Below are 13,608 nucleotides of genomic sequence, written 5' to 3'. Positions count from 1 at the left end.
TTGGCAACAGCGATCGTTTCTATCAATGCAGTGAATCCCAAAAGGAGCGTTCTTTAATGGACTATACGGCACCTCGCGAAGTACTGAAGAAAATGGCCCAAGCTGGCGAGTTTAAAACGCGGCTGGCAGTCAAAGATATGTTGATTCGTGGCTTTTATTCTGGTTTTCTACTAGGTATTGCTACCACCCTGGCTATGACTGTGGCAGTGCAAACGGGGATTCCATTTGTGGCGGCGTTGATTTTTCCCTGGGCTTTTGTTTTGATTATCCTGTTTGGTACGGAATTGGTAACGGGTAATTTTGCTTTAATGGCAGTAGCCAGACTATCTGGATTGACCCGATGGGGATTAATTGCTAAGAACTGGCTTTGGGTGTATTTGGGAAATTTTTTAGGCTGTCTGATTGCTGGATTGGCGATTAGTTTTTCCCTGACCAATGCATTTACCATCGAACCGAATGAAGTCGCCCAAAAAATTATGTCAATTGCCGAAACCAGAACGATTGGTATCGGTGAAATGGGTGCTAATGGATTTTTATTGATGGTTGTTCGCGGCATTCTTTGCAATATTTTGGTTTGTTTGGGAGTCATGCTGGGCGTGGTCAGTCAATCGGTTCCTGGAAAGGTGTTAACTTGCTGGTTGCCTATTATGACTTTTGTTGCCCTGGGTTTGGAGCATATTGTGGTGAATATGTTCTTTATTTTAACAGGGATGATGTTGGGGTCTCCCATTAGCGGAACGGAAATGGTTTTCTGGAATTTTCTTCCGGTAACTATTGGTAATTTAATTGGCGGTGCTTTGTTTGTTGGTTTTCTATTCTATACTACTTATGGCGAGAATTTGCGTCCCAGAATTGCTACGGTTTCTTCTTCGGAGGAGGCTGTAGAAGGGCAAGCTAAATAGGTAAAGAAACGCCATTTGCGAGCGATCGCGCCGGCTAATTTCCTCGATATATAGGGTAGGGAGGTTCGCGCAGCCGCCCTACTTTTTTATAGAATAGAGACTTCCATGCAATATCTACATGAAAAAATTGCAAAACCTGCTATAGCCGATTCCTTTTAGTAGCAAATTTTACGATTTTTCTGGAAATTTGGTGTCACTCTAGAAATCAAAGAACGACAAAAGTATGGATTGCCCCAATTACTTGTTTTTCTGAAGCTTTCAAAAAGCTACAAAATGCGATCGCACCGAGAATAAACCATCCATCTACGTAACTTTCCCAAATAGCCATTCTGGGAAAAAGAACCAAACAAAAAGGAATTAAGGAGAACGCCCCAATGTTGAGAAATTTGCTTTCTTTTGACGGTCGCTACCGCATTTTACACATGACCTGGTTTGCTTTTTTCCTAACCTTCGTCATTTGGTTTAATTTTGCACCCCTAGCGACTACAGTGAAAGAACAAATGGGTCTGAGTGAAGACCAAATTCGTACCCTCGCGATTTGCAATGTAGCTTTAACTGTGCCCTCGCGGGTAATTATCGGTATTTTGCTGGATAAATACGGTCCTCGTCTTACCTATTCCATTCTTTTGGTATTTTCAGTCATCCCTTGCATGATGTTCGCTTTGGCAAACAATTTCAGCATGTTGGTGGTTAGCCGCTTGCTGTTGGGAATTGTGGGGGCTGGCTTTGTCATCGGTATTCGCATGGTTTCGGAATGGTTTCCTCCCCGGGAAGTTGGTTTTGCTGAAGGCATCTACGGCGGTTGGGGGAATTTTGGTTCTGCCTTTTCTGCTTTTACGCTGCCTTCGGTGGCTTTGGGATTGGCAGTCTTTTCCGGGAATGATGCTAACTGGCGTTTGGCAATTGCTTTGACTGGTATAGCTGGTGCTGTTTATGGCATTATTTACTGGTTTGGTGTGGAAGATACGCCGCCTGGGAGAACTTACCACAGACCGGAACGTCATGGCGCGATCGAAGTAACCAGTCGCAAGGATTTCTGGCTGCTGTTGGCGATGAACTTGCCCATTCTCGGGGTTTTGGCATTGCTGGCTTGGCGTTTGAGCAATGTTGGGTTTCTCTCGACCTTGCAACTGTATTTGGTTTGGCTGGTTTTGGTGGGGCTGTATTTGGTGAAAGCTTACAAATGCTGGGAGGTTAATAAAGATTTGATGCGCGGTCAGAAATACTATCCTCCCGAAGACCGTTACGATTTCAAACAAGTAGCTATGCTGGAGCTAACCTATGTGACCAACTTTGGGTCGGAACTGGCGGTGGTATCCATGTTGCCTGCGTTTTTTGAAACCACGTTTGGTTTGTCAGCAGCATTTGCTGGTGCGATCGCTTCTAGCTATGCGTTTATGAATCTTTTTTCCCGTGCTAGTGGCGGGTTGATTTCCGATCGCTTGGGTAGCCGCAAGTGGACTATGGTGGTGTTACTGGCAGCGATGGGCATTGGTTACTTGATGCTCAGTACTGTCAACAATAGCTGGTGGATTCCCGCTGCGATCGCGTTGACCATGCTATGTTCCTTTTTTGTACAAGCCGCCGAAGGCTCCACCTATTCCATCGTTCCCCTGGTGAAAAAGCGCCTCACCGGTCAAATTTCCGGCAATGTTGGTGCATACGGCAATGTTGGGGCTGTTTGCTATCTGACAGCCTACAGTTTGTTACCCAGCGGTGCTGTGGGCGATCGCATCTTTTTCCAAGTTTTGGGTGTTGCTGGTTTGATGGTAGCTTTTCTCTGCTGGTTCTTTCTTAAAGAGCCAAAAAATTCCTTTGCCGATGACTACGAAGGCTACGAAGGGGAAGAAGGCTTAGTTGCCGCTACCAGCAAAATCGATCCTGCAGGAAATACTGTCCAAGACTGGTCGTAATTGTCCACGCTCCATATACTTTTACTCCTACAAGCCATCAAGATATTATGACGAAAACCCTATGTCCTTACTGCGGTGTTGGTTGTGGCTTAGACGTATCCCCACCCGCCCAAGCAGGCAAAAAGACCCACCGCGACAGCCAAGGCCATCCCATTTGGAAAGCAGCAGGCGATCGCGACCATCCTTCTAGCAAAGGCATGGTGTGCGTTAAAGGTGCTACCGTCACCGAGTCCCTACACAAAGATCGTCTTAAATATCCCATGATGCGAGATTCCTTAGATGAGCCCCTCCAAAAAGTTACTTGGGAAACGGCCTTGAACCGCATTGCCAGTCGCTTGCAAGAAATACTAGCAACCCAAGGTCCGGATGCCATTTGCCTCTATGGTTCCGGTCAGTTGCAAACGGAAGATTATTACGTTGCCCAAAAACTCATGAAAGGTTGCTTGGGGACCAACAACTTCGATGCCAACTCCCGGCTGTGTATGTCTTCTGCTGTAGCTGCCTATACCCAAAGCTTTGGCGCTGACGGTCCTCCCTGCTGCTACGACGATTTGGAACAAACCGATTGTGCGTTTCTCATTGGTACCAACACCGCCGAATGCCATCCTATTGTTTTCAACCGCTTCCGCAAGTACCACAAGCGCAACCGACATGTAAAACTGATTGTTGTAGACCCACGCACCACCAAAACAGCCGAACCAGCCGATTTGCATCTAGCCATCGAACCGGGAACGGATATTGATTTGCTCCACGGCATCGGTCATTTGTTACTTAAGTGGGGTATTATCGATGGACCGTTGATTGAAGATTGCACTCAAGGCTTTCCCCAATACGCTCAAATCTTGCGCCAGTATCCCCCCGACTGGGTAGCAAGTCGCTGTGGTATTGAGGAAGAAGATTTAAAACAAGCAGCTCGATATTGGGCAGAATCGGAACGGGTGCTTTCTATGTGGTCCATGGGCATCAACCAATCCAGCGAAGGTACGGCCAAGGCGCGATCGCTCATCGATCTACATTTAATGACGGGAAACATAGGCAAACCAGGGGCAGGACCCTTTTCCCTCACCGGTCAACCCAATGCCATGGGAGGTCGTGAAGCCGGGGGATTGGCGCATATTCTGCCTGGGTATCGTTCCGTTAAAAATGCCCAACACCGCGCCCAGGTGGAACAATTCTGGGGATTGCCAGCGGGTCGTATCTCCCCCTATCCCGGTCGTTCCGCTTGGGAGATGATAACCGGTTTGGAAATGGGGGATGTGGGATGTTTTTGGGTAGTAGCTACCAATCCCGCTGTAAGTATGCCTGACATCGAACGCGCGCAAGCTGCCATGGAGCGATCGCCCTTGACCGTGTACCAGGATGCTTACTATCCTACGGAAACAGTCCGCTACGCTCACGTGGTACTACCCGCTGCCCAATGGAGTGAAAAAACCGGTACCATGACCAATTCCGAACGGGTGGTCACCCTTTGCCCTGCTTTTCGCCATCCCCCCGGGCAAGCCAAAGCCGATTGGGAAATTTTCGCCGAAGTGGGGCGGCGATTGGGATTTGTCGATGAATTTAACTTTGCCGATGCGGCAGCAGTGCATGGGGAATTTGTGCAACTGACCCGCGATCGCCCCTGCGATATGACCGGTATCAGCCATCAAAAATTACAAGAATACGGTCCCATTCAATGGCCGCATACCGATACGTCAGCAGAACCACCAGCTTATCCCCAACGCCTCTATACCGATCTTTTCTTTCACACACCCAACCGCCGCGCCCGATTTGCCGCCGCCCAAGCCCAAGGATTGGCAGAACTGCGGGATGAGAATCATCCTTATATTCTCACCACCGGCAGACTTTACGGTCACTGGCACACGCAAACCAGAACGGGGCGCATTGAAAAAATCACCAAAATGCATCCAGAACCTTTTTTGGAAATCCATCCCCGGGATGCGCGCAAGTTGGATATCCAGGATGGCCATCTCGTGGAAGTGCGATCGCGCCGGGGCAAGGCGAAATTTCCGGCAAAAATCACCAAAGCGATCGCGCCGGGAACCGTTTTCATACCCATGCACTGGGGATTTCTTTGGGGCGAAGATTGGCAAGCCAACGCCATGACCCACGCCCACGCCGATCCCGATTCGTTACAACCAGAACTGAAAGCCTGTGCGGTGCAACTAATACCAGTTAACCCACAAACATCAGAACTCGAATCGCCAGAAACAGAAACAAGGGAGGAATCGCTGGTATGACCTACTTTCAATTTGAAGCAGACTTCGTAGAAAGCTTGCGCTGCATTCCCATGTTCGTACGCATGAAACTAGATACCTGTGGTGTCAAACTAAAATTGCATCACTGGCATCAGTTTCTCCAGACAGAACGCCAGCAGTTGGTAGATATGCCTTGCCAGACGCCAAGGGAAATTCAACAGTACCGGCAATATTTGCAAAATTTGGTGCAACAGCATACCGGCAGCCCCGCTAAAGAACTTGAGATTGATGATTCCCCAGCATGGTTGGACCCGCATAGCGTTCCGCAAGCAACGGCAGAAAAAGCCCAATCCATGGGAGTTGACCTCCATCCCCAGCAGTGGTTGCAGCTAACGCCCTTGCAGCGTTTTGCCCTCATCAAATTAAGCCGCAAAGGTCATGAAAACAAAAACTTTTATCCCGCCTTGCAAGAATTTGGGTTGGTGGCGTCGTCGCGATCGCCCATTTGAGCCAAACCAATAATTTTTTCCTCTACAATCATAGAAATATCTCGTTGAGGCAACAATATGGTAGCCGCAAACCATCTAGACCGCAAAACCGCTTGGCATAGATTACAATCCGGTGATTTCCAGCAGCGTTGGGAAGCAGCCAAATGGTTCTGCCGACAAGGCAAAGATATCGTGTGGCCTTGCATCGATCTGGCGAACGACGAAAACGCCGATTGGGAAACCCGCTGGTTTGCCATTTGGATCTTAGGACAATTGGACAATCCAGAAGTAGCGATCGCTTTAACCAGGCTAACGCAAAACAGCGATGAAGACCTCGCCCAACACGCCGCCCACGCACTTTCCTCCTATCGCAGCGAAGCCCGCATTGTCGCTATGCAAGACTTATTGCAGCAGCCAGGCACCAAATTTTTAGCCACGCAAACCCTCGCCACCATACGTCACACCGCCACCATTCCCTTACTGCTATCCGTGGTAGACGACGAAATGCCGGAAATTCGAGCTATGGCTTTGGAAGCCCTCAGTAGTTTCAACGATAGCCGCCTGCCCCCCATTTTCCAACGTTTGCTTGCCGATTCCCATGCCAAAGTGCGTCAAGCAGCCATTTCCGGTATCGCAGCCAGCCACACGCGCCAGCAAATCGACGATGCCACCACCGTTCTCATGCCCTTACTCCAAGATGAACATCCAACGGTTGCCTCCCATGCCGCCAAAGCTTTGGAAAAAATCGCTTCTCCCCAAGCTGCTGATGCCTTGGTCAATCGCTTGAGAAATTCTACCCTTCCCGCATCCTTGCAGATTGACATCGCTAGAGCTTTGGCAGCCATCGAAACCGAAACGGCAGTGACTGGTTTGGGAGATTATTTACAAAATGCTGCTTCTATTCCTGTATGCCGGGAAATTGCTCATCTGTTGGGGCGTTTGCGCAATGAGTGCCAAAAAGACCGGGCAACCCAATATTTACTCGCCTTTCTCCAGCAACAAAGCGAACCCTCCTGCCAGCCACAGGTACAACAAGCTGTTGCCATGGCGTTGGGAAAATTGGGTCGTTCCACAGCGCGTACGACGTTAGAACAAATGACCGATGCTGCCGTGCCTGCGGTGGCATTCCACGCCCGCTACGCTTGGGAAAATTTGCCCCGATAGCTATTTTTAGCACGAACCAGACGCAGCAGCCGTATCGAACAATACCAAAACATGGGGTTTGCCCCTGGTATTCTAATTTGTTAATTAACCAAACCAGTTTTTTGAAGTGCCTATGCGCATCGAGCAATTGCAAGCTTTCTTAGCCGTCGTTGACACCGGAAATTTTGGACAAGCAGCACGCGATCGCGGGGTCACGCAATCCACCATCAGCCGCCAAATTCAGGCCTTGGAAACCGATCTCGGTGCGCCTTTGTTCCATCGACATACCCAAGCACAGCTAACCGTGGCGGGAGAGCGTTGTTTGCCCCGGGCGCGGAAAATATGTCAGGAATGGCAAAATTTAACCCAAGATGTGCAAGAATTGATGGCTGGCAAACAATCGGACCTGTGCGTTGCCGCCATTCATTCGGTTTGTTCCTATTTGCTACCACCCATATTGCAGAAATTTTGCCGTACCCATCCCCAGGTACAATTGCGGGTAACGGCTTTGGGAAGCGATCGCGCGTTGAAAGTATTGCGAGATGGGTTGGTCGATGTGGCTGTAGTTATGAACAATCCTGCCTTTACCGCCAGTGCCGATATGGTTTCGGAAATTCTCTACGAAGAAGCGATTGAAGTGCTTATGGCAGCCGACCATCCCCTCAGCAAATGCTATTCCCTAACCGCCGCAGAAATTGCTCGCTACCCGCAAATTACCTTTAAAGATGGCTACGGCATGCAGCGACTAACCCAAAATTGGTTTGCCACCGCTGGCGTTACCCCCCATATTGCCATGGAATTGAATACTTTAGATGCTTTTCGCGGTACCATTCGCCAAGGAGAATGTTTGGCGTTGTTGCCCCAATCGGCATTGACAGAAATCCCCCAAGACCCCACCCTGGTTACCCGAGAAATTGCCGCCGTTAACGGTCAGCCTCCCTTGCAGCGTCAAGTTATCCTGGCCACTACTAGCGATCGCTTGTACATTCCTCCCATTCAAGCATTTTACGAACTGGTTTGTTCCTTTTATTCATCCGACTCCCCAACAGCAACGCAACAACCACCTTCCCATGAGCGCAACATTCCGAGAATTGCTTAAAAAAATTGGCAGCGGTACCCACACCGGCGACAATTTAACCCGCGAAGAAGCCACCCTGGCTACCCGTTTGATGCTGCAACAAGAAGCCACACCAGCGCAAATTGGGGCTTTTGCGATCGCGCATCGTATCAAACGCCCCATCCCCGAAGAACTGGCGGGGATGTTGGATGCTTATGATGAATTGGGTCCCAAAATTCCGGCTTTGTCGGATGCCCACGACTATCCGGTAACGGTTATTGGGGTTCCTTACGACGGGCGATCGCGTACAACGCCAGTGACAGCAATTACCGCTGTTATTCTAGCAACCGCAGGCGTTCCCGTGTTGCTCCACGGCGGCGATGTCATGCCCACCAAATATGGATTGCCCCTGGTGAAGATTTGGCAACAATTGGGCATGGATTTTACCACCCTAGAAGTGGAACAAATTCACCAAGTTATGGACCAAACGGGGTTGGGCTTTCTTTATTTACCCAAACATTTCCCCCTCGCCCACAATTTGGTTCCCTATCGCGAACAAATTGGCAAACGCCCGCCTCTGGCCACGATAGAATTAATTTGGTTTCCCTATGCTGGTGCCGGCAATGCGATCGCGGGATTTGTTCATCCTCCCACAGAAGGGTATTTCCGGGAAACCTACCAACTGCGGCAAGCCACCCATCCCCAAATCCATCGCCTCACCACCGTCAAGGGATTGGAAGGGAGTATTGATTTGGCGCGCAATCGTACGGCAATTATTGGAATTTGTCAAAGCGACGGCGACCCCAGCTGGCGGCGTTTGAATGTGTATCCTAGAGAATGCGGGGTTTCCGGCAGCGATGTGTCTTTCGATTCTCCGTGGTCGGCTTTGCAGCTAATCGAAGCAACTTTACACGGCGAACCCACGCCATTGGTACCAGCAGCGATTTACAATAGTGGGTTTTATTTGTGGCACTGCGGTGTTTGTGCGGATTTGGCTTCTGGGGTGGAACAGGCGAAAGATATGCTAGCGGTAGGAAAAGTGGCTGACCAGCAACAACAAATTGCCCAAGCGATCGCGGCACAAAGGAAAAAATAAGCCAGCAATAATACAAGGGAATTGGGAAACGCCAGAACATCATTGTTTTTTTGAAAATGGTACAATTTCAAAAAATGGGAAAAGAAGCTTTCTTGTCGGGGTAGAAGGGCACCACCCCGACATTTTTGTGGGTGTATGTACGTCGGATTGGGTATTACTTACTCATTTCTAACATACGCTGGATGGGTTGCCAAGCAGCGGTACGCACCTCTTCCGACATGGTGATTTCCGGCGTGCGGTTTTTCATGGCCAGGTAGAGTTTTTCTAGCGTGTTCAGGCGCATGTGAGGGCACTCATTGCAAGCGCAAGTGCCGCTGGCTGGGGCAGGAATGTATTCTTTGCCGGGAACTTGTTTCTGCATTTGATGGATAATGCCCGGTTCGGTAGCCACGATGAAAGAACTGCGATCGCTTTGACGGACGTGTTTTAACAAAGCGGCTGTGGAACCAATGAAGTTGGCATGACGCAGAACCGGTTCTTCGCACTCCGGATGGGCAATAATTTCCGCTTCCGGATGTTCCACTTGCAGCTGTATCAGTTTTTTCTCGGAAAAGTTCTCGTGAACGATGCAACTTCCCTGCCACAAAACCATATCCCGACCAGTTTGTTGGATAACGTAGCGACCCAAATTGCGATCGGGGGCAAAAATAATCGGCTGTTCCGGCGGAATCTGCTGTACCAATTTTACCGCATTGGAACTGGTGCAGATTAAATCGCTCATGGCCTTGATGGCTGCCGAACAGTTAATGTAAGAAATGACCATGTGGTCGGGATAAGCTTCCTTAAACTGGGCAAACTCATCGGGAGGGCAAGTGTCTGCCAGGGAACAGCCAGCTTCCAAATCCGGCAGCAAAACCTGTTTGTCGGGATTGAGAATTTTGGCGGTTTCCGCCATGAAGTGAACCCCGGCAAAGACAATGACATCGGCGCTGGTACTGGCGGCTTGGCGGGCCAGTTGTAGGGAATCGCCGATAAAATCAGCAATATCTTGGATATCTCCTTCTTGATAGTAGTGCGCCAAAACAACGGCGTTTAGTTCCTGTTTGAGGTCTTCAATCGCCCCGAACAGGTCGTTGGGAATGGCATTGGTAGCGGACGATTCAATAGACTTGTTTGCGGTTAGAAACACAGTTACCAGATTGTTAAAAACTTCCTGCAAGTACGTTCTAGTTAAATTATAGTAGGTTTTACCAAAATGTGCAGGGGACTGCCGGCAAATCCCATCCCTGTGAATTTGCCCGTTGGCGATCGCTTTGGTGCGTTTATCCTAGATAAAGGAAGACTTTATCGGTTGATTATGCACTCGGACAATCATTCTTTTTATCAAGAAACCATAAAAAATTCCCTTACCATTGCAGTTATTGGCGATATTCACGACCAATGGGAAAAAGCCGACGAACGGGCTTTGCAACATTTGGGGGTCGATTTGGTGCTTTTTGTGGGCGATTACGGCAACGAAGCGGTGTCTTTGGTACGTTCCATTGCCCAATTGGATATCCCCAAAGCGGCAGTATTTGGCAACCACGACGCTTGGTATACCATGACCGATTGGGGTCGCCGCAAATGCCCCTACGATCGCGAGAAGGAAGATTGGGTTAATTTGCAAATGGAAGCTTTAAGCGATTGCCACGTCGGCTACAGCCAGCGAACTTTTCCCCAATTTCAGCTAGCAGTAGTTGGTACGCGCCCTTTTAGTTGGGGGGGTCCAGAATGGAAACATGCTAGCTTCTATCAAGAACGCTTTGGGGTCCATAATTTGCAAGAATCCACCGATCGCATTGTCGCTGCCGCGCAAGAAACCCCAGTAGATACAGTGCTGTTTCTCGGTCACAACGGACCCTATGGGTTGGGTTCGCAGCCAGAAGCCCCCTGTGGTAAGGATTGGAAACCCATTGGTGGCGACTACGGCGACCCAGATTTTAGCGAAGCGATCGCACAAACCCGGGCATTAGGGAAAACCATCCCCCTAGTCACCTTCGGTCACATGCACCACCGCCTGCGCCATACCAACACCTGTCGCCGGCAATCTTTGTACGTAGATGGGGAAGGTACGGTGTATCTCAACGCTGCCAGCGTACCTAGAATTGTAGACATCGAAGGCGATCGCTGCCGCAACTTTTCCTTAATCACCCTACGCAACGGGCGAGTTGCCCAAGCCTCCTTGGTGTGGGTTGGCGAAGACTTTCAAATCGTTTCTGAGGAAATTTTGCATCAAAACCAAAATCTCTGCTGGATGCAATCTGCCTAACCCCCAACTACCCCCTACAAACCAAAGGAAAAATACGATACAATAACAACTGCTGGAGAGGTGGCAGAGCGGTCGATTGCGTCTGACTTGAAATCAGATGAACCCGTTCAGGGTTCCGGGGGTTCGAATCCCTCCCTCTCCGTTTCCTCATTGGTTTGGGAAAGCAAACAAGCGATCGCGCCTTCTTCGCACCTCACTGACCCTGCACAATAAAACCAGCCCAATATTGCGGATGGGCAAAAGGATAGCGTTGCTGGCAAAAGAGACTCAACCCCTCCTCCAACAATTGCGTTAGCCGCCGAACCGCTTTTTTACGTTTCTTATGTTCATCCTTCCAAGACAAACGTTGTTCCGAACTCAGTTGGCGACGTTGTTTCAACTGGGCTTCCGCCGCCGCCAAAGCCTCCCTTTCCCGCGCCAGACGATTTTGCAAATAGGGACGAATTTGGGGGAGGTACGCCCGTTCCAGTTCCTCATTGGTGAGACAACGCAGGCGTTGTTGGGCTTGTTGCAAAGCAGCAGCGGTGGTGTGTTGGCGGCGTTGTTGGTAGTACAACGTAGCAAAAACCGCCGTCGCCAGGTCGTTCACCGCCCACAGGGTACTGATGGCACTGCTAACACCAATGCAGAGAAAACCGGTACTGATGGTGAGAATATCGTCCGTGAGTTCGGTGGTGGATAAGTTAGTTTCGCAGCAGGAAAGGAACACCTCTTGTACCTGGGGAAATCGCCAAGTGAGCAATTGTTCCAGAGAAAGGTAGCCGTCGGCAAGCACCAGTCGCGAGTTGAGGGGATTGCCCAAATCGGAACTGGCGTGGTGGCTGGAATGGAGTTGTTGGACTTGGGCGAGGAGGTTTTGGTATTTGGCAGTGGTGGCGTGTTGGCGGCGCAGGCGTTGTTGGGAAGGCACTTGATAGAGTTGTGCCAGAGTGTCGCATTCGTATTCCGTGAAATAGAGGTCGTCGGTGGCATCTTCCACAATGCCGATGGTGGATTGGGGGGCAGTGTTGTCGGTGCGTTGGTGGCAGAAATTGAGAATTTGGCAACTGGGTACCACACGCAGGCGGAAGAGGTCGCTGAGGTAGCGGGTAGCGGTGGGGGTAGCGATATTGGCGGTTTGGGATTTGCGTTTGCCTCCCATGCGGGTATCGTCGGTGGCGGGATGGCGGGTGGTTTCGCTGGCGGCGGTGGGTTGGCTGGTGTCGATGGGCAAAGCGGCGAAGGGAATTTGGTGCAAGGCGAGGTGGGGAACGATGATGAGTTCTCGGATATCCTGCAAGTGTTGTTGGATGAGTTGGTCGAGGTGCAAGCGTTGGCTGAGTTGTTGCAGAACTGGCGACATTTGTTGCAGCCAAGTGCTGTTATCGCGGCGATAGGGGGTTGACCAGTTATCCAGAATCCACTGTTGCAATTCTTGTTGACTCTCTCCCTGGCAAGTGAATATTTGTGGGGATTGCCCCGGTTTCAAGATAAAGATGTGAGTGTCGTTTTTAGTGGTATAGAAACTAAGCAACGCGGCTTGCTGGTGGGGAATCAGTTGCTGCATCTGTGCCAGGGATAGATGTTCGGTTTGTTGTTGGGCAGCTTGCAGCAAGTCTTGGCGGCGGATTTGCTGCCATATTTGTTGTTTTTCCGCCTCTAGTTGTTCGATTTGCTGGCGGTCTTTTTGGGAAAATTGCGGTGTGGCATCGCGTTTGGCACCTACTAGCTGTTTTTCCTGTTGGGGAAACTGCCAGCGGTAGCGGAGGTTGTTGATTTGTTGTTGCAGTTGTTGGTATTCCTGGACCAGGGGAGGAACTTCGCCTTCGGGATATAGGTCGGAGGTAGCCATTAAATCCACCAAACGCTGGCAGCGGGAACGTTCCGTGGTTTCGATGGCGTTTTTGATGTCTCCTACTTGGATATACGCTTGAACGAGGTTTTCGTAGACACCAATGGATTCTTTGAGAATTTCCTGGCGGCGTTGTTCGTCTACTGACTGGCTGCGGGAATTTTCCACAGCATCGATGGCTTGGCTGTAGCCTTCAATGGCAAGTTGCCAGTTGCCTTGTTGGAATCCTAAATTTCCCAAGTTGCGTCCAGTTCTCCAACACTCTAAAGGAATGGCTTTGGGTGTATAAATAGTAAGGGCGTTGCGATAGCAGGCAATGGCATCTTCCAGATTTTGTGCCCTATCTCCCTGGATGCGGTACAAGTAGGCATTGCCCAGACCGTTTTGAGTCATTGCCCACTGTTGGGGAAAGGCATCGCGGGTATATACTTGCAAAGCTTGCTGGTAGTAGGCAATGGCATCTTCCAGATTTTGTGCCCTATCTCCCTGGATGCGGTCTTGGTAGGCACTGCCCAGATTGTTTTGGGTACCTGCCCAATCTTGGGGAAAGGCATCGCGGGTACGAACTTGCAAAGCTTGCTGGTAGCAGGCAATGGCATGTTCCAGATTTTGTGCCTTGTCTCCCTGGATGCGGTTTGAGTAGGCAGGGCCCAGATTGTTTTGAGTCATTGCCCATTGTTGGGGAAAGGCATCGCGGGTACAAACTTGCAAAGCTTGCTGGTAGTAGGCAAT

General features: G+C 50.0%; 10 protein-coding genes and 1 tRNA gene. 9 read left to right on the top strand and 2 right to left on the bottom strand.

From position 1 onward, the window contains the following. Positions 1-56 precede the first annotated feature (56 nt). The 7 genes from AS151_RS01300 (at position 57) to AS151_RS01270 (ending at position 8,797) form a co-directional block, all read left to right on the top strand. Positions 57-902, top strand: a complete 846-nt coding sequence (locus AS151_RS01300; protein ID WP_071515269.1) for a formate/nitrite transporter family protein — start codon at positions 57-59, stop codon at positions 900-902. A 374-nt stretch (positions 903-1,276) separates the two neighbouring features. Next, the gene (locus AS151_RS01295; RefSeq protein WP_071515268.1) at positions 1,277-2,815 is read left to right on the top strand and encodes an MFS transporter; all 1,539 of its coding nucleotides are present in this window, start codon (positions 1,277-1,279) and stop codon (positions 2,813-2,815) included. A 47-nt stretch (positions 2,816-2,862) separates the two neighbouring features. Beyond that, the gene (locus AS151_RS01290) at positions 2,863-5,055 is read left to right on the top strand and encodes a nitrate reductase (protein ID WP_071515267.1); all 2,193 of its coding nucleotides are present in this window, start codon (positions 2,863-2,865) and stop codon (positions 5,053-5,055) included. After that, a complete protein-coding gene (locus tag AS151_RS01285; RefSeq protein ID WP_071515266.1) occupies positions 5,052-5,522 on the top strand; it encodes a nitrate reductase associated protein in 471 nt (156 codons plus the stop codon). The genes AS151_RS01290 and AS151_RS01285 overlap by 4 nt, the downstream gene beginning before the upstream one ends. 57 nt (positions 5,523-5,579) lie before the next feature. After that, entirely contained in the window at positions 5,580-6,665 is a 1,086-nt protein-coding gene (locus AS151_RS01280) for a HEAT repeat domain-containing protein (protein ID WP_071515265.1), read from the top strand. Between the two features lie 112 nt (positions 6,666-6,777). Then, positions 6,778-7,743, top strand: coding sequence for a LysR family transcriptional regulator (locus tag AS151_RS01275; protein WP_071515264.1), 966 nt, complete (start codon positions 6,778-6,780; stop codon positions 7,741-7,743). Next, the gene (locus tag AS151_RS01270; protein ID WP_071515263.1) at positions 7,715-8,797 is read left to right on the top strand and encodes an anthranilate phosphoribosyltransferase family protein; all 1,083 of its coding nucleotides are present in this window, start codon (positions 7,715-7,717) and stop codon (positions 8,795-8,797) included. Before AS151_RS01275 ends, AS151_RS01270 begins: the two co-directional genes overlap by 29 nt. A 154-nt stretch (positions 8,798-8,951) precedes the next feature. On the opposite strand, the gene nadA is transcribed toward AS151_RS01270, so the two are convergent. Then, on the bottom strand, positions 8,952-9,926 hold the full coding sequence (gene nadA / locus AS151_RS01265) for a quinolinate synthase NadA (RefSeq protein WP_071515262.1): 975 nt from the start codon (positions 9,924-9,926) through the stop codon (positions 8,952-8,954). Positions 9,927-10,094: 168 nt separating this feature from the next. On the opposite strand from nadA, the gene AS151_RS01260 reads away from it, so the two are divergent. Together AS151_RS01260 and AS151_RS01255 are read left to right on the top strand one after the other, a co-directional pair. Further along, positions 10,095-11,045, top strand: coding sequence for a TIGR04168 family protein (locus AS151_RS01260; protein WP_071515280.1), 951 nt, complete (start codon positions 10,095-10,097; stop codon positions 11,043-11,045). A 54-nt stretch (positions 11,046-11,099) separates the two neighbouring features. Continuing rightward, positions 11,100-11,187, top strand: a tRNA-Ser gene (locus AS151_RS01255). A 51-nt stretch (positions 11,188-11,238) separates the two neighbouring features. Here the strand turns inward: AS151_RS01255 and AS151_RS01250 are convergent. Beyond that, positions 11,239-13,608: CHAT domain-containing tetratricopeptide repeat protein (locus tag AS151_RS01250; protein WP_071515261.1), on the bottom strand; the 2,370-nt coding region annotated here is incomplete at its 5' end.

This window comes from Geitlerinema sp. PCC 9228, from assembly GCF_001870905.1.
Taxonomy (GTDB): domain Bacteria; phylum Cyanobacteriota; class Cyanobacteriia; order Cyanobacteriales; family PCC-9228; genus PCC-9228.
The sequence above is the reverse complement of the archived record's forward strand: the minus strand, read 5'-3'. Positions and strand labels throughout refer to the sequence as shown.